Here is a 20,977-nt window from a genome sequence, read left to right as displayed (position 1 = left end):
GGAAAAATCAGATCGCGGCATCTTCCGCGGCTTCGGCAAGCAGGCCGAAGGCGTAATCGGAGAAGGACCGCCAGAACTCCAGGCGGAATTCTGTTTCGCCGGTGCGCAACACCACCACCTCGATCTTGCCAAACAGCGTGCGCGCGCAGGCGCCAACGGGGATTGCCTTCAGCGACAGGTCGAGCGGGCATCCGCCGTTCAGCGTTTTTGAAGCGCCAGCGCCGGAGATGAGAACTGCCGTGTTGCGGTGGGAGACATCGGTTGCCGAATGGAGCGCGCCCGATGTTTCAAGCGCCGCCATCAGACCGCCCTCACCCTCATCAATCACCAGCCATTCGTCGGGGCCGAGCCAAAGCGCCGTGCGCTGGCCGGCGGACGCTGAGGTTTTCGCGCTGGTGGGAAGCGGGAGGCCAAGGGCTGCCGAAAGGGCTGCCACATCCTCCGGCCGGGCGCGCAGCGACACCCGCTGTGCGGCGGCGGCGGGCGTGAGGCTTGCGACAGAGGAGCCGCCGTGAAAGCCGGTCAGCGGCAGGGTGCGGGTAGCAAACTCAACCATGGATGCGGCCTCCGTCCTTGTCGAAGAACACCATGTCGGTGACTTCGACGGCAATCGTCTTGTCCTTCATCGGCACGTAGAGCGTCTCGCCCATCTTCGCGCGACCGCCGGCCACCAGGGCAATGGCGATGGAGCGACCGAGATTTTCCGACCAGTAGGCCGATGTGACATGGCCGAGCATAGTCATCGGTTTCGGCTGGTTCGGATCGGCAACGATCTGGCCACCCTCTTCCAGCACCTCGGTCGGATCCTTTGTCAAAAGGCCAACGAGCTGCTTGCGGTTATCGCGGATAAGATCAGGGCGCTTCAGGCCACGGATGCCGACGAAATCCGGCTTCTTCTTCGACACGGCCCAGCCATAACCGGCATCATCAGGCGTGACCGTGCCGTCGGTATCCTGGCCGACGATGAGATAGCCCTTTTCGGCGCGCAGCACGTGCATGGTCTCGGTACCGTAAAGGCAGGCGCCGAGCGCTTGCCCACGCTCCCAGATCGCTTTCCACACCGACGCGCCATAATCGGCAGGCACGTTGATTTCAAAACCGATCTCGCCGGTGAACGACACGCGGAAGAGGCGTGCAGGCACGCCCATAACCGTGCATTCGGCCACGCTCATGTGCGGGAAGGCCTCGGTCGACAGGTCCAGCCCCTCGACCAGTGGCGCGATGATGTCTCGCGCTTTCGGGCCCTGAACGGCAATCACCGCCCATTGTTCGGTGGTCGATGTCAGCCAGACCTTGAGGTCCGGGAATTCCGTCTGCAGATAATCTTCCATATGGGCGAGCACGCGCGGTGCGCCGCCCGTTGTCGTCGTCACATGGAAACGATCGTCCGACAGGCGCCCGACGACGCCATCGTCATAGATGAAACCGTCTTCGCGGGTCATGATGCCATAACGGCATTTGCCGGGCTTCAGCGTATCCCAGGCATTGGTATAGAGGAGGTTCAGGAACTTTGCCGCATCCGGCCCGACAACCTCGATCTTGCCAAGCGTCGAGGCATCAAAAATGCCGGCCGTCTCGCGCGCCGTGCGGCATTCGCGGTTGACGGCCTGATGCATGTCTTCACCGCGACGGGGAAAATACCAGGCGCGTTTCCAGTTGCCGACATCCTCGAACTCGGCGCCTTCCTTCACCAGTTCGCCATGCAGCGGCGTCTTGCGGGCGGGATCGAACAGATCACCGCGCGAATGCGCAATCAGCGTGCCGTAGCTCACGGGCGTATAGGGCGCACGGAAGGTGGTGAGGCCGACCTGCGGGATCTCCTTGCCCAGCACTTCGGCGGCAATCGCCAGACCGTGCATGTTGGATAGCTTGCCCTGGTCCGACGCCATGCCGTTCGTGGTGAAGCGCTTGATATGCTCGATGGAATGCATGCCCTCGCGCACCGCAAGGCGGATGTCCTTTGCCGTCACGTCGTGCTGGAAATCGACGAAGGCTTTGACCACCGTGTCCTTGCCAGCCCCCTCGGCGGCACCGATCATGCCGCCTGTCCAGCCATAGGCAGAACTGCCGGAGACGGACAGCGGCCCGCCGCCGGCAGCCGCCGCCTCGGCAAGCAGGGCCGAGAGGTCGTCGGTGCCGTTGCAGGCGCCGATGGAAACACCCTGCTGCACATGAATATCGGGCAGGAAGCGGTCATTGGCCTTGTCGAATTTCAGCTTGCCGCGCGATTGCGAGAAGAGATGCACGGAAGGTGTCCAGCCGCCGGACATCAACAGCGCATCAATAGTGATGCGGCGCTTGGCATCACCACCATTGGGCGAGACGGTCATGGAGGAGACGCGCAGGCGCCCGCTGGTATCGAGCACGCAATGGCCCGTCAGAACCTCGATGCCGAGCGCGCGGGCGGCAGACATCACGGCCTCGCCGGGATTGGCACGGCAATCCACGATGGCGGCAATCTCGACGCCTGCGTGTTTCAGGTCGATGGCCGCCTCATAGGCGCTGTCATGGGCGGTGTAGACACCGATCTTTTCACCAACGGCCACGCCATAATGGTTGAGATAGGTGCGCGCGGCAGAGGCGAGCATGATGCCGGGGCGATCATTGTTGGCAAACACCATGTGGCGTTCGATGGCGCCGGTTGCCATGATCACCTTTTTCGCCCGCACCTGCCACAACCGCTCGCGCGGCAGGTTTTTGCTGGGGCGCGGCAGATGGTCGGTAACGCGCTCGGCAAGGCCGATAAAATTGTGGGTGTAATAACCGAAGGCCGTGGTGCGGGTGAGCACCGTGACGTTCGCCATGGCCTTCAGCCGGGCCAGCACGTCCTGCGCCCAGTCATAACCGGGTCTGCCGTCGATCATCGTGGACGTATCAAACAGCAGTGCGCCGCCGACATCGGCACGCTCGTCGACAAGGATCACCTCGGCGCCGGTTTCAGCCGCAGAGAGCGCCGCCGTCAGACCGGCAACACCGGCACCGGCCACCAGCACATCGCAATGGGCAAATCGGTTGGCATAATGATCGGGATCTTCTTCCTTCGGCGCAACGCCAAGGCCTGCCGCGCGGCGGATGATCGGCTCATAAAGCTTGGCCCAGGCCTCCTTCGGCCACATGAAGGTCTTGTAGTAGAAACCGGCGGCGAAGAAGGGCGACAGAAGATTGTTGATCGCGCCCGTATCGAAGGCCAGCGTCGGCCAGCGGTTCTGCGACTGGATGATGGCGCCGTCGAACACTTCCTGCACGCTTGCGCGCACATTCGGCTGGCGACGGGCAGCATCGCGCGCCACGTCGATCAGCGCGTTCGGCTCCTCGGCACCGGCCGACAGCACACCACGGGCGCGGTGATACTTGAACGAGCGGCCCATCAGGTGGATGCCGCTCGCAAGAAGTGCGGACGCCACCGTGTCGCCCTCATAGGCCGTATAGGTCTTGCCATCGAAGGTGAAGCGGGCGGTGCGGGCCGGCGTCAGGCGACCGGCACCCTTGATGCGGAAGGATTTTTTCGTCATGCGGCACCGCCTTCAGGGGCATCAGGAGAAACCGGGGCGCTGCCGGGCACCGGCTGGCGCGGCAGGCCGGCCTTGTAGGTCAGGAGGAAATTATCGCTCACGGTATCGCGGATGGCATTAAAGAAGCGGCCGCAGCCATGGATATGGCGCCAGCGCTCGTAAGCCACACCCTTGGTATTGTCGCGCAGGAAAAAATACTCGGCAAATTCCTCATTGGAAATCGCCGCGATGTTTTCCGGCCGCGCAATATGCGCCTCGCCGGCCCAGCGGAATTCCAGTTCGGAGCGGTTCTCGCCGCAATAGGGGCATTTGATCAGAAACATGGTGTCCCTCCCCTCAATGCGCGACGGCGGCGGCAGCCGCTTCGTCGATAAGCCGGCCGGTGCGGAAACGGTCGAGCGTCAGGCCCGACGCCAGACGATGCGGTTCGCCGCGGGCAATGAGATGTGCAAACAGGTTGGCCGAGCCGGGCGTTGCCTTGAAGCCGCCGGTGCCCCATCCGCAGTTGACGAACAGGTTCTTGACCGGCGTCACGCTCTGAATGGCCGAACGATCCGGCGTGTTGTCGGTAATGCCGCCCCACTGACGCATCATCTTGACGCGCCGGAAGATCGGGAACAGTTCGCAGATGGCATCCAGCGTATGGGTGATGATCTGCAAACCGCCGGTCTGGCTGTAGGAATGATACTGGTCGGTGCCAGCACCGATCACCAGTTCTCCCTTGTCGGACTGCGAGATATAGGCATGTACTGTGTTCGACATGACGACGCAGGGGAAGATCGGTTTCAGCGGTTCGGAAACCAGCGCCTGCAGGGGATTGCTGGTCAAGGGCACGCGCACATCGGCCATCTGCATCAGCATGGACGAATGGCCCGATGCCGAGACGCCAATCTTTTTTGCGCCGATGAAGCCGCGTGCGGTTTCAACGCCCGTCACTTCGCCATTCGGCCCACGGCGGATGCCGGTGACTTCGCAATTCTGGATGATGTGGACGCCCATGTCGGAGGCCGCACGCGCATAACCCCACGCGACCGCATCGTGACGGGCCGTGCCGCCGCGCTTCTGCAGCGCTGCGCCATTGATCGGATAACGCGCGGTCTTTGCAATATCGAGCGGCGGACAGAAGGCCTTTGCCTGTTCCGGCGTCAGCCATTCATTGTCGATGCCATAGAGGCGGTTGGCATTGATATGGCGCTTGAAGCTCTGCTGGTCATGGGTGTTGTGCGACAGCATCATCACGCCGCGCGGCGAATACATGACGTTGTAGTTCAGCTCCTGGCTCAAGCCCTCCCACAGTTTCAGGGAGTGCTCGTACATATCCATGCTCTCTTCATAGAGATAGTTGGAGCGGATGATGGTGGTGTTGCGGCCGGTATTGCCGCCGCCGAGCCAGCCTTTTTCGATGACCGCGACATTGGTGATGCCGTGTTCCTTGGCGAGGTAATAGGCAGCGCCCAGGCCATGGCCACCGCCGCCGATGATGATGACATCATAACTCGCTCGCGGCTCCGGGGAGACCCATTGCGGTTCCCAACCCTTGTGGCTGCGCATGGCCTCGCGGGCCACAGCAAAGACCGAATATTTGCGCATGTTCGCCTATAGCTCCTTCGCCACCCCAAGCCTTGGGTAGAGCCATACTGATCGCAAATCAACCGGCGTCGCAATGGCTGCTTTGCGACGCATTTTGTCTCTTGTTTCGACACGGGCGGAAATAACGACACGCTTGTGCGTGCCGCCCCCATCAATCCTGAAGGCTGAGCAGAACCTTGCCCTTGCGGCCGGGCTCGGTGGCGGCGGTCATCGCGGCAGCAGCGTCCTTCATCGTATAAATGCCATCCACCTGAAGCCGCATCTCGCCGCTTGCCGCCCGCGTCACCAGTTCAGACAGCAGCCGGCGCATGCGTTCCGGCTCCATCACCGTCATCAGCTTGGCGAGCCAAAAGCCTTTCACCACCGCCTGCTTGAAGATGAGGTCACCGGACGAAATCTGCATCGGCTGGCCGGACATCAGGCCAAATGAAATCAGCTGCCCGCCCTCGCCGAGAAGCGACAGCAGGTCACCGGAGGCCGTGCCGCCAACGCCATCAACGCCGACCGCAATCGGTGCGCCACCGGTCATCTCGGCCATACGATCCTTCCAGCCGTCCTCGGAGGTTGCCACGACATTGTCGATGCCAAGGTCTTTCAGTTCCGCAACGGCTTCGGCACGGCGAACGAGATTGACCACGTGGATGCCGCGGGTGCGGGCAAGCTGCGAGACGACCTTGGCGACCGCGCCGTTTGCAGCGTTCTGGATCAGCCACTCACCTTGCTTGATGCCCGTGAAGTCCAGAAGCGTCAGCGCGCTGAGCGGCATCGCGATCAGCTGCGCGCCGACCTCATCGGAAATTGCATCCGGCAACGGCACGACGGAGGCGGCACGCGTAATGGCAAAATTGCTCCATGCGCCCTTGAGACCGCTTGCGGCCACGCGCTGGCCGATGGAAATACCCTCGACGCCCTCGCCCAGCGCATCCACCACACCCATGCCTTCGCTGCCCGAAAGCGCCGGCAGGTCCGGCTTGTAGCCATATTGGCCGCTGATCGTCAGCAGATCATGGTTGTGGATCGGCGACAGATGCATCTTCAGCCGCACCTCACCGGCACCCGGCTGGGGCTGGGGCTGATCCGAAAGCTCAAGCACATCGGCGGGCTTGCCGAAACGGGAATAGGATAAACTGTGCATGGAAAACTCCTTAAAGCGTGAAGGGGAGACTCAACCGAGGCCAGGGGCTCAACATGGTGCCGGGGGCCCGGATTGCAAACCGCAAATCCCGTTTCGAGGCGCGTTGAAACGGCGTGCAGGCCCTATGGCATAAGGGATGCGGGGATTTCGTGAGAATTTCGTTTGGCGTGGCTGAAGGCCGCTAGACTTTGAAAAAACCTTCTGTTATGTGCCTTCCCGAATTGCACGGCCTTTGCCGCGCGACACATTTGTTTTGTTCCGGACTGGGCAGTTTCGGGGCGGTCGATTTTACAAAACCAAAGGAACGGGATTCACGTGCAGGTACTTGTCCGCGACAATAATGTCGATCAGGCTCTCCGCGCTCTCAAGAAGAAGATGCAGCGCGAAGGCATTTTCCGTGAAATGAAGATGCGCGACTACTACGAGAAGCCCTCGCAGAAGCGCGCTCGCGAAAAGGCCGAAGCCGTTCGCCGCGTTCGCAAGCTGGCCCGCAAGCGCATGCAGCGCGAAGGCCTGATTGCTGCACCGCGTCCCGTCGCCCGTTAATCGGCCGTTTTTTCGACGTTTTTCCGTGATTTAAGGGCGGGGGCGAATCTTTTCGCCACCGCTTTTTCGGTTTATCCGCACCGCCCCATTCCCTTGAATGACACGAGGATCTGCGCCTGATGGCTGCCAAGACCGCCGCAAATTCGCATGCTGCCTGCCCGTCCTTTGAACCGACTCGCAGAAAGCGCATTTCGCGCGGTGGCCTGCCGGGAGCAGCTCTTCTTCTGGCAGGCTTGGCCCTTGCCGGCTGCCAGACCAATACAAGCACAGACCTTATCCGTCTGGATCGTGCGCAGGGCTCCGAGCAGAACATCGCCTCGCTCTCCTCCGTCATCCAGTCCAATCCGCAGGATCCGGAAGGTTATAACGTGCGCGGCACGGCCTATGGTCGCGCCGGCGATTTCCGCAACGCGCTCGACGATTTCAACCGCGCCCTGCAACTGAACCCGCGCTATTATCAGGCCTATGCGAACCGTGCGCTCGTCTATCGCAACATGGGCAAGCCGAACGAGGCGGTGAACGATTACAACGCGGCCATTCAGATCAATCCGAATTACGACGTGGCGCTGATCGGTCGTGGCAATATCTATCGCCAGGCCGGACGCACCAACGAAGCGTTCAACGATTTCAACCGCGCCATCCAGCTCGACACGACCGATGGACGCGCCTTCCACAATCGCGGCCTGATCTACCAGTTGCGCAACCAGCATGCGCAGGCGATCGAAGATTTTTCCAAGGCCATCTCGCTGTCGCCCTCCTCGCCTGAGCCCTATAACGGCCGTGGCGTTTCCTATCTGGCGCTGAACGACGACGAAAATGCCTTCGCCGATTTCAACCACGCCATCGATCTCAACAACAAGCTGGCGGAATCCTGGGTCAATCAGGCGCTGGTCTATGAACGCAAGGGCGACATGGCCCGCGCCTTCAAGTCCTACAACCACGCCGCCCGCCTCGACCCCAAGTACAAGCCCGCGCAGGACGGTGTTGCCCGCACCCGCGCAGGTGGCGTCGCCGGCTGAGGGCCGACAGCAATCCGCCTGTCACCGAGGGTTCATTCGCGCCTGATAGATCGGCCGTATGATGCATGTCGATGAACTCATTGCGGATGAGGAGGCGGTTTCCCGTCTCATAGCTGTGCAGGCGCCCGAATGGGCTGGCCTTGCCCTGTCTCCGCTTGCATCGACGGGTACGGACAACTGGCTCTTTCGCCTTGGCGACGCGCAGGTCCTGCGGTTGCCACGTCGGCCATCCGCCATCGCCCTGATGGCAAAGGAGCTTGACTGGCTGCCGCATCTTCAGGGCCTGTCCCTCGATGTCCCGCATCTTCGTTTCCGCGGCCATGCCGATCTTGGCACCCTTTGCGAATTCGGCATTTTCGACTGGATGGACGGCGACATCGCGTCCACCGATGCCATCACAAACTGGGCCGATGCGGCGCAGGCGCTTGCCCGGTTTCTCCTGTCACTGCAGGCAAAAAGCACGCTCGACGCACCAAGAGCCGGGCCGCGCAACAGCCGCCGCGGCGTGCCGCTCCAAGACCTCAACGACGTCACGCTGTCCTCCATCGACACCCTTTGCGATGAGATCGACGTGTCCGCAGCAAAAGCCATCTGGCACGAGGGGCTCGGCGCACCTTATGCCGGCCCCGGCGTCTGGCTGCATGGGGACCTGAAGGCCGACAACCTGATTGCGAGACGCAGCGCGCTTGCCGGCGTCCTCGACTGGGGTCTGGCAGCGGTTGGAGATCCCGCCGCCGATTACGCCAGCGCCTGGTCCTGGGTAGCCCCGTCCGCGCGCGACGTCTTTCGCACGCACTGCGCGATCGAGGATGGCGACTGGCACCGCGCCAAGGCCTGGGCACTCTACGGCGCCGTCATCGCCCTCAGCTATTACCGCGGCGGCAAGAACGAGGCCTTGTGCCGTCAATCGCGCCAGACGCTCACGCGGCTCGGCCTGTTGCTGTGATTAAAGTCGTTGCGCGACAGGCATGAAAAAGCCCGGATCGCTCCGGGCCTCTTTCAGTGTCAGTGTTTCATCGCTTTCACGATGTCCTCGGTCATCTTCTTGGCATCGCCGAGCAGCATCATCGTGCCGTCCTTGTAGAACAGCGTGTTGTCGATGCCGGCATAACCGGAACCGAGCGAGCGTTTGACGAAGAGGCAGGTCTTGGCCTTGTCGACGTCGAGGATCGGCATGCCATAGATCGGCGAGGTCTTGTCGTCGCGGGCGGCCGGGTTGGTCACGTCATTGGCGCCGATCACATAGGCGACGTCGGCCTGGGCGAATTCGGCGTTGATGTCTTCCAGCTCGAACACCTCGTCATAAGGCACGTTTGCTTCGGCAAGCAGCACGTTCATGTGGCCGGGCATGCGGCCAGCCACTGGGTGGATAGCATATTTCACCTCGACGCCGTGTTCCTTCAGCGTATCGGCAAGCTCCCGCAGCGCATGCTGCGCCTGGGCAACCGCCATGCCGTAACCGGGCACGATGATGACCTTGGTGGCGTTCTGCATGAGGAAGGCGGCATCATCGGCAGAGCCCTGCTTCACCGTGCGCTGCACGCCATCGTCGGCGCTGGCGGCTGCCGTTTCACCGCCGAAACCGCCGAGGATGACGGATATGAACGAGCGGTTCATGCCCTTGCACATGATGTAGGAGAGGATGGCGCCCGAGGACCCCACCAGCGCGCCGGTGATGATGAGCGCGAGATTGCCGAGCGTAAAGCCGATACCGGCAGCCGCCCAACCGGAATAGGAATTCAGCATCGACACCACGACCGGCATATCGGCGCCACCGATCGGCGCGATGATGAGCACGCCCAGCACCAGCGCCAGCACAACGATCAGCCAGAAGGCCAGGTGGCTTTCGCTCGTGGCAAGGCTTGCAATCGCCAGAACCGTCAGCACCAGAAGCGTGGCGTTGATGACATGGCGGTAGGGCAAGAGGATCGGCTTGCCGGACATGCGCCCGTCAAGCTTCAGGTAAGCGATGATGGAGCCGGTAAAGGTGACCGCGCCGATGGCTGCCCCCAGCGCCATTTCGACCAGCGCCTGGCCGTGGATGGAGCCGATTTCGCCAATGCCGAAGGCGGCTGGAGAATACAGCGCTGCCGCGGCCACCATGATGGCGGCAAAACCGACCAGCGAGTGAAAGCCGGCAATCAGCTGCGGCATGGAGGTCATCGGAATGGTGCGGGCGATATAGGCACCGCCGCCACCGCCGATGGCAATGGCCAGCACGATCAGCACGAAGCCGCCGAAATTCGGCGTGGCCAGCAGAAGCGTCGTGACGATGGCGATTGCCATGCCCGCCATGCCGTAGATATTGCCCTTGCGGCTGGTCGTCGGATGCGAAAGCCCGCGCAGCGCCATGATGAACATGACACCGGAGACGAGGTAGAGGAAGGCTGCAATATTCTGGGACATCCGGCCGACCTCAGCGATCTTTTTTCTTGTACATGGCGAGCATCCGGCTGGTGACGAGGAAACCACCGAAGATGTTGACCGAGACCAGCACCAGCGCCACAAAACCAAAACCGGTGGCAAGGCCGCTCAGCGACACACCGACTGCCAGCAGAGCGCCAACGACGATGACCGAGGAAATGGCATTGGTGACGGCCATCAGCGGCGTGTGCAGTGCCGGCGTAACCGACCAGACAACGTAATAACCGACGAAGATCGACAGCACGAAGATCGCAAGCTGAAAGACGAAGGGATCGATGGCACCGCCGGAAACGCCGTGGGCCGCAAGGCTCACCGCATCGGGTGCCTGTTCGGCGGCAGATTTGACGGCAGCGACGGCCTGATCAAGGGCGTTCAGCGCCGTGTTCATGGTTTCGTTCGCCATCACAGCTCCTCCTTCTTGTCCAGGATGTCCATCGGTGCTTCAGGTGTTTCGATCTTCTCTGCCGCCTTGCGGCGGGCGCGCGGTTTTGGCGCGCTTGGCAGTTCCGTTGGCGGTGTCACGACGGCGGGTGCAGCCAGACGGGCGGCGTCGGCGGCCTCGCGAAAACTCGGGTGAACCACGGCACCTTCATGCGTCAGCATGGTCGCCTTCACCAGTTCCTCGTCCGGGTTGAACGAAAATTCCTTCGATGCCTTGTCGACCATAGTCTCAAGGAAGGCATAGAGGTTGCGCGCATAAAGCGCAGAAGCCGAGGCGGCAACGCGGCCGGGCACATTGGCGTAACCGATGACCTTCACCCCATCGACATCGGCAATAGTGCCGGCAACCGAGCCCTCGATATTGCCACCGCGCTCCACGGCGAGATCCACCGCGATGGAGCCGGGCTTCATGGCGGAAAGCATCGCGCGGGTCACAAGCCGTGGCGCGGCGCGGCCGGGGATGAGCGCTGTCGTGATGACGATATCCTGCTTGGCGATATGCTCGGCAACAAGCGCCGCCTGCTTGGCCTGATAGGCCTCCGACATCGGCTTGGCATAACCGGCAGCGGTTTCGGCTGCCTTGAATTCCTCGTCCTCCACCGCGATGAATTTTGCGCCGAGCGAGGCGACCTGTTCCTTGGCGGCGGGGCGCACATCGGTTGCGGTCACGACAGCGCCCAGACGGCGGGCCGTGGCAATCGCCTGGAGACCGGCAACGCCGGCGCCCATGACGAAGACCTTTGCGGCCGGAACGGTGCCGGCTGCCGTCATCATCATCGGCATGGCGCGGCCATATTCATGGGCGGCATCGATCACTGCCCGGTAGCCGGCAAGGTTTGCCTGGCTGGACAGCACGTCCATGGACTGGGCGCGCGTGATGCGCGGCATCAATTCCATCGCAAGGGCGGTGATGCCGGCATCGGCAAGGCGGTTCAGCGTCTCGGCGGAATCGTAAGGGTTGAGCGTGGCCAGCAGCAGCGCGCCGGGTTTTGCAGCAGTGATCACCGCGTCTGGCGGGCAGATAACCTGCAGGAGGATATCGGCGCGGCCGGCATCGGCGGCGGTTCCGACCGTGGCGCCGGCTGCGGCAAAATCCGCATCCGGAACGCCGGAGCGCAGACCCGCGCCGCTTTCAACGATGATCTCAAATCCAAGCCCGATCAACCGCTTCACCGTTTCCGGCGATGCGGCGACACGGCTCTCCTCTCCGGCCTCCCGGCCGACAAAAATCAGCTTTGTCAAATCCGTCCCTTCCGCTCATGGATAATGCGGCCATGCGCCATCGCTCGGCCGCAACGGGCCGTTCAGACGCCACCGCTGAAAGCATGCATCAACGCAGCAGGTAAAAGCCGGCCGCGTTCAGGATGATGAAAAGAATGAGGCCGCCAAACAGGCCGCCGCCGGCATAAAAACCACCGACCATGGCCAGCATCAGCACGACCACCATCATCGTGCCCCACTTGGCACCGGCGAGGAACATGGAATAGGTCTTTTCGTGCTCCCGGTAATCCATGGGTGCGCCGGTTTCGACCGTTCCGCCGTGATGATCATCCATATTGCGTCTCTCCCACACAGGCACCGCGCCGGAAAACACATCCGATGCGAAGCTCATTTCCTACCTACCAAGTAAAGGCCTTACACAAAATGGCCAGAAAGAGCAATGTGTTGCAATGGGTGTTGAGGCGGCCCGGCGGACAGCCGAATGCGCAATTGCCCATGATTGCTTTTCATTGCTTGCGCGCATAGAGGGTTTTGCGAAACGAAGTGCGGGAATAGCGGTCTTCGCGACGTTCGTAGCGTTGCGCCGGTATGCGTTTTAGACATAGAAAAGATAAAACAAGACTAAATGGGTTGGGGGAAAATATGAGCATCCTGCTTGCCGTCAGCCGCATCATTGATGCGGTGACGAGCTTTATCGGCCGCTGGGTTTCCTGGCTGCTGCTTGCCGCCGTGCTGATCAGCGCCGGCAATGCCATCATGCGCAAGGCATTCGATATCTCGTCCAATGCCTGGCTGGAAGTGCAGTGGTATCTCTACGGCACCGTCTTCATGCTGGCGGCCGCCTATGCGCTGTTGAAGAACGAGCATGTGCGCATCGACATCCTGTCGGGCAGCTGGTCCAAGCGCACCCGTGACCTCATGGATCTCGTTCTGCACATCATCTTCCTCCTGCCCTTCGCCGGCTTGATGAGCTACCTCTCCTGGTCGTGGTTCTGGCTATCCTATTCCTCCGGCGAAATCTCTTCCAATGCCGGCGGCCTGCCGATCTGGCCGGCGAAATTCGTCGTGCTGGCCGGCTTCATGCTGCTTCTGGCGCAGGCCTTCTCCGAAATCATCAAGCGTTTTGCCGTGGTGACGGGCCGCATTGACGATCCGCGCGAAGACAAGCACGCCGTCCCGGCAAACCCGGCTTCGGAGGTCTGAGATGCTGGCGGAAATCATCCATATCATCGCGCATAACCTGCCGCTCGTGATGTTCACGACGGTCATGGCCATGCTGCTGCTCGGTTATCCCGTGGCCTTCACGCTGGCCGCGGGTGGCCTCATCTTCTTCGTCTTCGGTGTGGAACTGTCGACGATCTCGCCGGATATCCGCCTGTTCTGGCCGCTGCTGCAATCGCATCCCGAGCGTATCTACGGGATCATGTATAATGACACGCTGCTGGCGATCCCGTTCTTCACCTTCATGGGCATCATCCTGGAGCGGTCGCGCATGGCCGAAGACCTGCTGGACACGATCGGCCAGCTGTTCGGCCCGGTGCGCGGCGGCCTTGCCTATGCGGTCATCCTGGTCGGCGCGCTTCTCGGCGCCACCACCGGCGTCGTTGCCGCTTCCGTCATGGCCATGGGCCTCATCTCGATGCCAATCATGATGCGCTATGGCTATAATCGGCCGTTCGTTGCCGGCACGATTGCCGCCTCCGGCACGCTGGCGCAGATCGTGCCGCCCTCGCTGGTGCTGATCGTCATGGCCGACCAGCTCGGCCGGTCCGTGGGCGACATGTATGTCGGCGCGCTTTATCCGGCCATCCTGATCGTTTTCGCCTACTGCCTCTACGTCTTTGCCGTTTCGCTGATCAAACCGGAATGGGCGCCGGCACTGCCGAAGGAGGCGCGTACGCTCGGCAACGGCGTCACGTCCCTCATCGTGATGATCGCCATTGCGGTTGGCCTCTATTTCCTCGGCATCCACATCCTGTTTACCGGCATCGGCAGCGAGGAATGGCGTCTGGTGGCCGCTATGGCCTTTGCAGTGCTTGCCACCTATGGCGTTGCCATTTTCAACAGCCGCGTGGACAAAAAGATCATCTCGCGGCTCGCCGAACAGGTGATCATCGTGCTGGTGCCGCCGCTGGCGCTGATCTTTCTCGTGCTTGGCACCATCTTCCTCGGCATCGCCACGCCAACGGAAGGCGGCGCCATGGGTGCCACCGGCGCGCTGCTGCTGGCGCTTGCCAAGGGGCGGTTGACCCTCACCTCCATCAAGACCGCGCTTGACGCGACCACGCGCCTTTCCGCCTTCGTCATGATGATCCTCATCGGGGCGCGCGTCTTCGGCCTCACCTTCTATGGCATCAACGGCAATGTGTGGATCGAAGAACTGCTGCTGGCGCTTCCCGGCGGCGAATACGGCTTCCTCATCGTCGTCACCATCATCGTCTTCATCCTCGGCTGCTTCCTCGATTTCTTCGAGATCGCCTTTATCATGGTGCCGCTTCTGGCACCGGTCGCAGACAAGCTGGGCATCGATCTTGTCTGGTTCGGCGTTATCCTCGGCATCAACCTGCAGACCTCGTTCCTGACGCCGCCCTTCGGCTTCTCGCTGTTCTTCCTGCGCTCCATCGCGCCGGCCGGCAATTGGGTGGACAAGGTGACGGGCAAGACCATGCCGGGGGTCCGCACCAGTGAGATCTATCTTGGTGTCGTTCCCTTCATCATCATCCAGTTCATCATGATCATGGTGGTGATCTTCGTGCCGGGGCTCGTCATGCACTACAAGAGCGAGCAGACGACCCTGAGCCCGGCCGATGTGCAGATCCAGCTTCAGGGTCTTGGAAACCAGGGCTCGTCCTCGGGCAATGGCACGATGCCGGCCTTCGGCCTGCCGCCGCTCCAGCCGGCTGGCGGTGCCGGTGGTTCAGCCCCGCAGATGGGCCTGCCGCCACTCAACTTCGGCAATGATGCGCCGGCAACGGCACCCGCGACATCCGCCCCGCCAGCCTTCGGCCTGCCACCGCTGGACGGGCTGCCCGGCCAGCAGCCTCCGGCAGCGGCAGTTGCCAAGCCGGCACAGCCGGATCTCAGCCAGCCGCCAAAGTTTTGACGGACGACACAGAAACAAGGCAGAGGCACCCGCGTGGGGCCTTTGTCGTTTCTGGGCAAAGCCAGAGACAGTTTTCGCCGAGGATGAGGTTTTCGGGATACAATGAAAAACCCCGGCGCAAATCTTGCGCCGGGGTTTTAATGCCGAAAGCATTGAAGCAGGCGTTGGCTCACAGACTGTTCAAGAATTTCCGTTGGCGTGGCGAAAATGGTGATTTCGAGAACCGGAGCGGAGCGTACTTAACGCACGTGAGCACCGGACAAGCAGAAATTGCCATTTGCAGCCCGCCAGCGGGAATTCTGGGATGGACTGTCAGAGCTTGCCGTTGCGCTGCTGGATCATCATGAACGTGTCATAGGTGTATTCAGACAGCTGCATCCACAGATAACCTTCCTTCTTGAAGGCCACCTGGTCTTCGTAGATCTTCTTGAACCACTCGTTCTTGCCGCTGATATCGGCATAAACTTCCTTGGAGGCATTAAAGCAGGCCTCGAGGATTTCCTGGCTGAAGGGGCGAAGAACGGTGCCCTGCGAAACCAGTTCCTTGATGGCAATCGGGTTCTTGATATCGTATTTCGCCATCATGTTGGTGTTGGCGAAGGCGCAGGCATCCTGCAGGATGGCCTGATAGGATTTCGGCAGAGCTTCGAACTTGGCCTTGTTCATGAAAGCGTGGATAACCGGGCCGCCTTCCCAGAAGGCCGGGTAATAATAATATTTGGCAACCTTGTAGAAACCGAGCTTCTGGTCGTCATAGGGACCGACCCATTCGGCGGCATCGATGGTGCCTTTTTCGAGCGACGCATAGATATCACCGCCGGCGATCTGCTGCGGCACGACACCAAGCTTCTCGACCACGCGGCCAGCAAGACCGGCGATGCGCATCTTGACGCCCTTGAAATCGTCGACCGTGTTGATCTCCTTGCGGAACCAGCCACCCATCTGCGCGCCCGTATTGCCGGCGATATAACCAACGAGGCCATGCGTCGCATAAAATTCGTTCAGCAGCTTGTTGCCATTACCCTGATAGAACCAGCTGTTGGTGAGGCGGGCGTTGAGGCCGAAGGGAATGGCCGTGCCGATCGCGAAGGTCGGATCCTTGCCGACGTAATAATAAGAGCAGGTATGGCACATTTCGACGGTGCCGGCCGATACCGCATCGGCGGCCTGCAGGCCCGGCACGATTTCGCCACCGGCAAAGGTCTGGATGGTGAAATTGCCGTCGGTTGCGGCGGCGACATGCTTTGCGATATCTTCAGCGCCGCCATAGATCGTGTCCAGCGACTTCGGAAACGATGAGGTGAGACGCCAGGTGATCTTCGGCATCGATTGCGCAATGGCCGGAGCCGCAAGGCCCACCGCACCGGCAGCGCCGACACCGGTCACAGCCGCTTTCTTGAAAAATGAACGACGATCCATGAATACCCTCCCGTTTGTTGATGGCCCGCGAGAGGTCCATTCTCCCCCATCTCCCGGCCCTTTGCGAAAGTAACCATGGCAGGCAAAGGCTGGCAAGGCGCCAGCTAATATTCATGCGTCGCAAGGTGTCCAAACGCACGAGACTTTCGTCTAATAAGGCTTGTCCGACAGAACCATAGCGTGGCCGACACACCTCGGAAGCACTCAGGGGCGCCACGCGCACGTGCTTGACTTGGGCGATGCGGCGGATCAAGAACGCGGGCGATAATCCCGCCGGAGACAGACCCCATGCCGTTCATCGCCATTCCCGCCGACATCCGCAGCTTTGACAACACCATCTGGCATGGCGTGCAGCGGCAATATGTCGATGCGGCCGTCAAAGTGTCCGGTGCCATTCCGATGCTCATCCCGGCGCTCGAAGATGGCCATGACATCGACGGTGTTCTCGACCGGGTAGACGGCGTGCTGATTTCTGGCTCGGCAAGCAATGTGCATCCGTCGCTTTACGGCCGCGAGGCAACCGAGGCTGACGGGCCATTCGACCCAGCGCGCGATGCGACCTCGCTTCCGCTCATCCGCCGCGCCATCGAGCGCGGTATTCCGCTGCTTGCCATCTGCCGCGGCATTCAGGAGCTGAATGTCGCGCTGGGCGGCACGCTCGCCAGCGAAATCCAGGAACAGCCGGGCATCTGGGATCACCGCAAGCCGCCGGTGGAAAGCCGTGACGAGATGTATGCCATCCGCCAGCCGGTGTTCGTGCGCGAGGGATCGTGCATTGCCAATCACCTTGGCCTGTCGGGTGCGGTAGAGGTCAATTCGCTGCACCGGCAGGCGATTGCACAAACTGCCCCTTCGTTGCAGGTGGAAGCGACCGCCGAGGACGGAACCATCGAGGCGGTCTCGGTCATCAATGCCAAGGGTTTTGCGGTCGGCGTGCAGTGGCATCCGGAATACTGGGCGGAGACGGACAGCCCGTCTCGCGCCCTGTTCGAAGCCTTCGGCGAGGCGGTGCGGACCTACGCCCGCAACTGCTGAACAAGCCTTATCCCTTGACGGGAGTTTCCGGCACCGGCGTCAGCACCTTGCGCTCGGTGAACCAGCCGATGAGGTTGTCGACGACGAGATCAGCCATGTCATTGCGCGTCGGCACCGAGGCCGAGGCGACATGCGGAAGCAGGCAGGCGTTTTCGAGGTCGAAAAGGCCTGCCGGCACACGCGGTTCATCATAGAAGACATCGAGACCGGCAGCCGCAATCACCTTGTTCTTGAGGGCTGCGATCAGCGCCTCCTCGTCCACGCTCGTGCCACGACCGACATTGATGAACACGCCGTGTTCGCCAAGCGCTGCCAGCACATCGGCATTGATGATCTTGTGGGTTTCAGGCGTTGCCGGAATGATCGAGATCAGCGTGTCGACCGATGTTGCAAGCTCCATCAACGAGGCTGCATAGGTGTAGGGCACATCCTTGCGCTCGGTGCGGGTGTGATAGCTGATCTTCACCTTGAACGGCTCCAGCCGCTTGGCGATTTCAAGGCCGATACGGCCAAGGCCGAGAAGGCCGACATGGCGGTTCTTGAGCGACAGCGGCGTCAGCGCGAACGGGCCCTCCTTTTCCCAACGGCCGGCCCGCAGATAATTTTCCGCTACCGGCAGGCGACGCACGGTGTTGATCAGGAGGCCAATCGTGGTATCGGCCACTTCGTCGTTCAGCACGTCGGGCGTGTTGGTGACGAGAACGCCCTTGGTCGCGGCATGTTTGGCATCGACGCCGTCATAACCCACGCCGAAATTCGAGATGATTTCGAGGTTCGGCAATGCGTCGATCCACGCGGCGCGCATGCCGTTCAGCGTCGCAACGCCGCGGATTTTTGACACCGTTTCGGCCGGCAGGTCGAGTTCGGCACCGGGCGCGGTCTGCACAACCTCAAAGGCTGCCTGAAGGCGCTCCAGTGCGCGGGGATGCATGCGGCCCGGAATGAGCACGGTGGTCTTCTGTTCGGTCATCGGCTTAAATCCTGTTTGTGTCAGGCACGAGGGTGGTGTGGACTGGTGGATTGCCGGATGCGCATTTCCGGCTTGATGAGGTGAATGCCATCCGGATCATGACTTCCGGAGAGACGGTCGAGCAGCGCGCGGGCGGCAAGCCGGCCCACTTCCGTCTGGCCGTTCCACACGGTGGTGAGCGCCGGCGTTGCAATGGAGGCTTCCTCCAGATCGTCATAACCGGTCACCGAAATATCTTGGCCCGGCACAAGCCCGGCACGCGCAATGCCGTTCATCAACCCGATGGCAACCAGATCGTTCCAGCAGACGGCAGCCGTCGGCTTTTGCGGCAGCGACAGAAAATGCACCGCCGCCTCAAAGCCGCCCTGCTTGGAGCGAGGCCCTGGAATACGCAGGTTCGGATCGACCTCGATATTGGCCTTGCGCAGCGCGTTGACATACCCCTGATAACGGTCGCGGCCGGTCGATGTCTGGTCGGTGCCGCCGATCATGGCGATGGTGCGGTGGCCAAGGCCGATCAGGTGGTTGGTGGCCAGCGAAATGCCATAGCTGTCATCGCCGCGATAGGTCGGCAGATCGACGCCATCCATGGAACGGGCGACCAGAATGGCCGGCATGCCATTGGCTTCGGCAAGTTTTACGTCCTCGATCGGCGTGCCGATGGCCGGCGACATTATGACGCCGTCGCCGCCAAGCTGCAGCAGCGTCTCGATGAAGGTGCGCTGCTTTTCCACCGAGTCATAATGGTTGGACAGGATGAAGGTGTGGCGGCTGCGATCCAGCTCGCTCTCGATGGCTTTGAGAATTTCGCCGTAGAACGGGTTCATGATGTCATGCACGACGACCCCGATAATGCCGGAGCGCGAGGTGCGCAGGCTGGCGGCACGACGGTTGTAGATGTAACCCAGCGCGCGGGCCTGATCCTTGATCTTTTCACGCGTGTCTATGGCCACCAGCGGGCTATCTCTCAGCGCCAGCGATATGGTTGCCGTCGAAAGCCCGAGACTTTCTGCAATGGTGGACAGCTTTATCTTTTGAACCACAACCCCTCCCCTGGCGGATTCGCCCTACCGAATTTAAATTATTTAAACATTTTAATTCCGGTAGGCAATCGTTTGTCACAATGACGTTTCAATTCAATCCTCGTCTTCCTCCACGGCCACGCCATTGAGGTTGCGGTCGAGCGCTTTCAGGAGCTTGACCAATGTGCGGACCTCCTTGTCCGAAAAGCCTCGGATGGCCGCCGCGCCGCTTTCGGCAATGGCGGACTGGATCGCCTGCACGCTCTTCTGGCCCGTTTCGGTGAGGAAAACCTTGATCAGCCGGCCATCGGCGCCATCGGCCTTGCGCTCCACGAAGCCTTGCACCTCCATGCGTCCGATGGTGCGCGTCATCGTCGGCGCCTTCACGGCAAGGCGCTGCGCCAATTGCCCCGGTGTCAGACCCGGCTCGTCGGACAGAAGCAGGATCACGCCATCCTGACCGGCATAAAGGCCGGCATCGGCGAGATGATGCGACAATGCCGTGCGCAGCGAGCGCGCTGCCTGCGTGAGGACCGGCGCCAGATCACCAAGTGACGAGAGGTCCTTCTTGCGGGTCCCCTTTTCCTTCTTTTCGTCCTTTTTATCGCCCTTCTTTTTCGCCATTGGCTCCGTCCGGGTTTCCCGCCTCGATCACACCCGCTATAGACGGTGCGCGACCATCCATAGCGAAAGCAGGAGGTTACCGCCAGATGCCGCTGCCCACACCCCGCTTTGACGACAATGACCGCAGCCTTTCCCCGACAGAGCGCGCGGACTGGATCGCCGTGCTGCCGCTTGGGGCGCATGAACAGCACGGCCCGCACCTGCCCTTCGACACCGACAGCCTGATTGCTCGCGGAATTGTCGAGCGCCTCATCGCACAAAAGCCAGCCGACCTGCCGCTCACCTTCCTGCCCGTCGAGCGCATCGGTTATTCCGTCGAGCATATGGATGTCGCGGGCACCCGCACGCTGACCTTTGGCCAGGTGATCAACCGCTGGCTGACGATTGCCGAAAGTCTCAGCGATATCGGCATCCGCAAGCTGGTGATGCTGAACGCCCATGGCGGCAATTCCGCGCTGATGACGGTGGTGGCAACCGAGGCGCGGGTGCGGCTGAACATGCTGGCGGTCGCCACCAGCTGGACGCGCTTCGGACAGCCGGACGGCTGGATTACACCGCAGGACAAGGCCATCGACATCCATGGCGGCGATATCGAAACCTCCGTCATGCTGGCGCTCTACCCGGAGCGCGTGGACATGACAAAGGCTGCCGCCTTTCCCTCCCGCCAGACGGAATTTGCCAAAGACTTCCGCCACCTGCGCGCTTACGGACCGCACGCCTTCGGCTGGAAGATGTCCGACCTCAACCAAGAGGGCGTCGCCGGCAATGCGGCGGCCGCCACGGCAGAACGTGGCGAGGCGCTGATGACGCACGCGGTGCGCGGCATTCTGGAGCTGCTGGACGATGTGAAGCGGTTTGATGTGTCGGGTTTCGACAAGAGTTGATTGACGTTCAAAAGGCCCTTATCTTGCAGAAA

General features: G+C 61.5%; 20 protein-coding genes. 7 read left to right on the top strand and 13 right to left on the bottom strand.

The features are described from left to right. Nucleotides 1-7: 7 nt before the first annotated feature. The 5 genes from AC4CWH_RS01480 to AC4CWH_RS01460 form a co-directional block, all read right to left on the bottom strand. On the bottom strand, nt 8-556 hold the full coding sequence (locus AC4CWH_RS01480) for a sarcosine oxidase subunit gamma (protein WP_491320094.1): 549 nt from the start codon (nt 554-556) through the stop codon (nt 8-10). After that, entirely contained in the window at nt 549-3,512 is a 2,964-nt protein-coding gene (locus tag AC4CWH_RS01475; protein WP_491320093.1) for a sarcosine oxidase subunit alpha, read from the bottom strand. The genes AC4CWH_RS01480 and AC4CWH_RS01475 overlap by 8 nt, the downstream gene beginning before the upstream one ends. Next, nucleotides 3,509-3,835, bottom strand: a complete 327-nt coding sequence (locus AC4CWH_RS01470; protein ID WP_491320092.1) for a sarcosine oxidase subunit delta — start codon at nt 3,833-3,835, stop codon at nt 3,509-3,511. Before AC4CWH_RS01470 ends, AC4CWH_RS01475 begins: the two co-directional genes overlap by 4 nt. Nucleotides 3,836-3,848: 13 nt before the next feature. Then, a complete protein-coding gene (locus tag AC4CWH_RS01465; protein WP_491320091.1) occupies nt 3,849-5,102 on the bottom strand; it encodes a sarcosine oxidase subunit beta family protein in 1,254 nt (417 codons plus the stop codon). Between the two features lie 151 nt (nt 5,103-5,253). Continuing rightward, complete coding sequence (locus AC4CWH_RS01460) at nt 5,254-6,237, bottom strand: zinc-binding dehydrogenase (RefSeq protein ID WP_491320090.1); 984 nt, start codon at nt 6,235-6,237, stop codon at nt 5,254-5,256. Nucleotides 6,238-6,552: 315 nt separating this feature from the next. Between AC4CWH_RS01460 and rpsU the strand changes: the two genes are divergently transcribed. From rpsU to AC4CWH_RS01445, 3 genes are all read left to right on the top strand, one after another. Beyond that, nucleotides 6,553-6,783: a 30S ribosomal protein S21 gene (rpsU, locus tag AC4CWH_RS01455; protein WP_491283862.1), complete on the top strand. Its 231-nt coding sequence runs from the start codon at nt 6,553-6,555 to the stop codon at nt 6,781-6,783. A 119-nt stretch (nt 6,784-6,902) separates the two neighbouring features. Then, nucleotides 6,903-7,802, top strand: a complete 900-nt coding sequence (locus AC4CWH_RS01450; protein WP_491320089.1) for a tetratricopeptide repeat protein — start codon at nt 6,903-6,905, stop codon at nt 7,800-7,802. A gap of 58 nt (nt 7,803-7,860) precedes the next feature. Next, nucleotides 7,861-8,748 (top strand): phosphotransferase, encoded by an 888-nt coding sequence (locus AC4CWH_RS01445; protein ID WP_491320088.1) that lies wholly within the window; start codon nt 7,861-7,863, stop codon nt 8,746-8,748. Nucleotides 8,749-8,807: 59 nt separating this feature from the next. Here the strand turns inward: AC4CWH_RS01445 and AC4CWH_RS01440 are convergent, their stop codons facing one another. The 4 genes from AC4CWH_RS01440 to AC4CWH_RS01425 form a co-directional block, all read right to left on the bottom strand. Beyond that, a complete protein-coding gene (locus AC4CWH_RS01440; RefSeq protein WP_491320087.1) occupies nt 8,808-10,208 on the bottom strand; it encodes an NAD(P)(+) transhydrogenase (Re/Si-specific) subunit beta in 1,401 nt (466 codons plus the stop codon). 10 nt (nt 10,209-10,218) lie between these two features. After that, nucleotides 10,219-10,629, bottom strand: a complete 411-nt coding sequence (locus AC4CWH_RS01435; protein WP_491320086.1) for an NAD(P) transhydrogenase subunit alpha part 2 — start codon at nt 10,627-10,629, stop codon at nt 10,219-10,221. Further along, nucleotides 10,629-11,909: a Re/Si-specific NAD(P)(+) transhydrogenase subunit alpha gene (locus tag AC4CWH_RS01430; protein WP_491320085.1), complete on the bottom strand. Its 1,281-nt coding sequence runs from the start codon at nt 11,907-11,909 to the stop codon at nt 10,629-10,631. Before AC4CWH_RS01430 ends, AC4CWH_RS01435 begins: the two co-directional genes overlap by 1 nt. An 88-nt stretch (nt 11,910-11,997) precedes the next feature. Next, on the bottom strand, nt 11,998-12,222 hold the full coding sequence (locus AC4CWH_RS01425; protein ID WP_491321324.1) for an aa3-type cytochrome c oxidase subunit IV: 225 nt from the start codon (nt 12,220-12,222) through the stop codon (nt 11,998-12,000). 308 nt (nt 12,223-12,530) lie between these two features. On the opposite strand from AC4CWH_RS01425, the gene AC4CWH_RS01420 reads away from it, so the two are divergent. Together AC4CWH_RS01420 and AC4CWH_RS01415 are read left to right on the top strand one after the other, a co-directional pair. Next, entirely contained in the window at nt 12,531-13,091 is a 561-nt protein-coding gene (locus tag AC4CWH_RS01420) for a TRAP transporter small permease subunit (RefSeq protein ID WP_491320084.1), read from the top strand. A gap of 13 nt (nt 13,092-13,104) precedes the next feature. After that, a complete protein-coding gene (locus AC4CWH_RS01415) occupies nt 13,105-14,991 on the top strand; it encodes a TRAP transporter large permease (protein WP_491321323.1) in 1,887 nt (628 codons plus the stop codon). 312 nt (nt 14,992-15,303) lie between these two features. On the opposite strand, the gene AC4CWH_RS01410 is transcribed toward AC4CWH_RS01415, so the two are convergent. Next, nucleotides 15,304-16,410 (bottom strand): TRAP transporter substrate-binding protein, encoded by a 1,107-nt coding sequence (locus AC4CWH_RS01410; protein WP_491320083.1) that lies wholly within the window; start codon nt 16,408-16,410, stop codon nt 15,304-15,306. A gap of 288 nt (nt 16,411-16,698) precedes the next feature. Between AC4CWH_RS01410 and AC4CWH_RS01405 the strand changes: the two genes are divergently transcribed. Then, nucleotides 16,699-17,445 carry a gamma-glutamyl-gamma-aminobutyrate hydrolase family protein gene (locus AC4CWH_RS01405; RefSeq protein ID WP_491320082.1) on the top strand — a complete coding sequence of 249 codons (747 nt, stop codon included), beginning with the start codon at nt 16,699-16,701 and terminating at the stop codon, nt 17,443-17,445. Between the two features lie 7 nt (nt 17,446-17,452). On the opposite strand, the gene AC4CWH_RS01400 is transcribed toward AC4CWH_RS01405, so the two are convergent. From AC4CWH_RS01400 to AC4CWH_RS01390, 3 genes are all read right to left on the bottom strand, one after another. Further along, a complete protein-coding gene (locus AC4CWH_RS01400) occupies nt 17,453-18,415 on the bottom strand; it encodes a 2-hydroxyacid dehydrogenase (protein WP_491320081.1) in 963 nt (320 codons plus the stop codon). Between the two features lie 20 nt (nt 18,416-18,435). Continuing rightward, nucleotides 18,436-19,458 carry a LacI family DNA-binding transcriptional regulator gene (locus AC4CWH_RS01395; RefSeq protein ID WP_491283850.1) on the bottom strand — a complete coding sequence of 341 codons (1,023 nt, stop codon included), beginning with the start codon at nt 19,456-19,458 and terminating at the stop codon, nt 18,436-18,438. Between the two features lie 93 nt (nt 19,459-19,551). Next, nucleotides 19,552-20,061, bottom strand: coding sequence for a MarR family winged helix-turn-helix transcriptional regulator (locus AC4CWH_RS01390; RefSeq protein WP_491320080.1), 510 nt, complete (start codon nt 20,059-20,061; stop codon nt 19,552-19,554). Nucleotides 20,062-20,147: 86 nt separating this feature from the next. Here AC4CWH_RS01390 and AC4CWH_RS01385 point away from each other — a divergent pair, with 86 nt between their 5' ends. Beyond that, entirely contained in the window at nt 20,148-20,945 is a 798-nt protein-coding gene (locus tag AC4CWH_RS01385; RefSeq protein ID WP_491320079.1) for a creatininase family protein, read from the top strand. Nucleotides 20,946-20,977: the final 32 nt, after the last annotated feature.

The organism is Neorhizobium sp. PAMB6716, assembly GCF_058242805.1.
This window is presented reverse-complemented; position numbering and strand designations above follow the sequence as displayed.

Coding starts and splice junctions, on each gene's coding strand:
- AC4CWH_RS01480 (WP_491320094.1), bottom strand. CDS start 556: ATGGTTGAGTTTGCTACCCGCACCCTGCCGCTGACCGGCTTTCACGGC.
- AC4CWH_RS01475 (WP_491320093.1), bottom strand. CDS start 3,512: ATGACGAAAAAATCCTTCCGCATCAAGGGTGCCGGTCGCCTGACGCCG.
- AC4CWH_RS01470 (WP_491320092.1), bottom strand. CDS start 3,835: ATGTTTCTGATCAAATGCCCCTATTGCGGCGAGAACCGCTCCGAACTG.
- AC4CWH_RS01465 (WP_491320091.1), bottom strand. CDS start 5,102: ATGCGCAAATATTCGGTCTTTGCTGTGGCCCGCGAGGCCATGCGCAGC.
- AC4CWH_RS01460 (WP_491320090.1), bottom strand. CDS start 6,237: ATGCACAGTTTATCCTATTCCCGTTTCGGCAAGCCCGCCGATGTGCTT.
- AC4CWH_RS01450 (WP_491320089.1), top strand. CDS start 6,903: ATGGCTGCCAAGACCGCCGCAAATTCGCATGCTGCCTGCCCGTCCTTT.
- AC4CWH_RS01445 (WP_491320088.1), top strand. CDS start 7,861: ATGATGCATGTCGATGAACTCATTGCGGATGAGGAGGCGGTTTCCCGT.
- AC4CWH_RS01440 (WP_491320087.1), bottom strand. CDS start 10,208: ATGTCCCAGAATATTGCAGCCTTCCTCTACCTCGTCTCCGGTGTCATG.
- AC4CWH_RS01435 (WP_491320086.1), bottom strand. CDS start 10,629: ATGGCGAACGAAACCATGAACACGGCGCTGAACGCCCTTGATCAGGCC.
- AC4CWH_RS01425 (WP_491321324.1), bottom strand. CDS start 12,222: ATGGATGATCATCACGGCGGAACGGTCGAAACCGGCGCACCCATGGAT.
- AC4CWH_RS01420 (WP_491320084.1), top strand. CDS start 12,531: ATGAGCATCCTGCTTGCCGTCAGCCGCATCATTGATGCGGTGACGAGC.
- AC4CWH_RS01410 (WP_491320083.1), bottom strand. CDS start 16,410: ATGGATCGTCGTTCATTTTTCAAGAAAGCGGCTGTGACCGGTGTCGGC.
- AC4CWH_RS01405 (WP_491320082.1), top strand. CDS start 16,699: ATGCCGTTCATCGCCATTCCCGCCGACATCCGCAGCTTTGACAACACC.
- AC4CWH_RS01400 (WP_491320081.1), bottom strand. CDS start 18,415: ATGACCGAACAGAAGACCACCGTGCTCATTCCGGGCCGCATGCATCCC.
- AC4CWH_RS01390 (WP_491320080.1), bottom strand. CDS start 20,061: ATGGCGAAAAAGAAGGGCGATAAAAAGGACGAAAAGAAGGAAAAGGGG.
- AC4CWH_RS01385 (WP_491320079.1), top strand. CDS start 20,148: ATGCCGCTGCCCACACCCCGCTTTGACGACAATGACCGCAGCCTTTCC.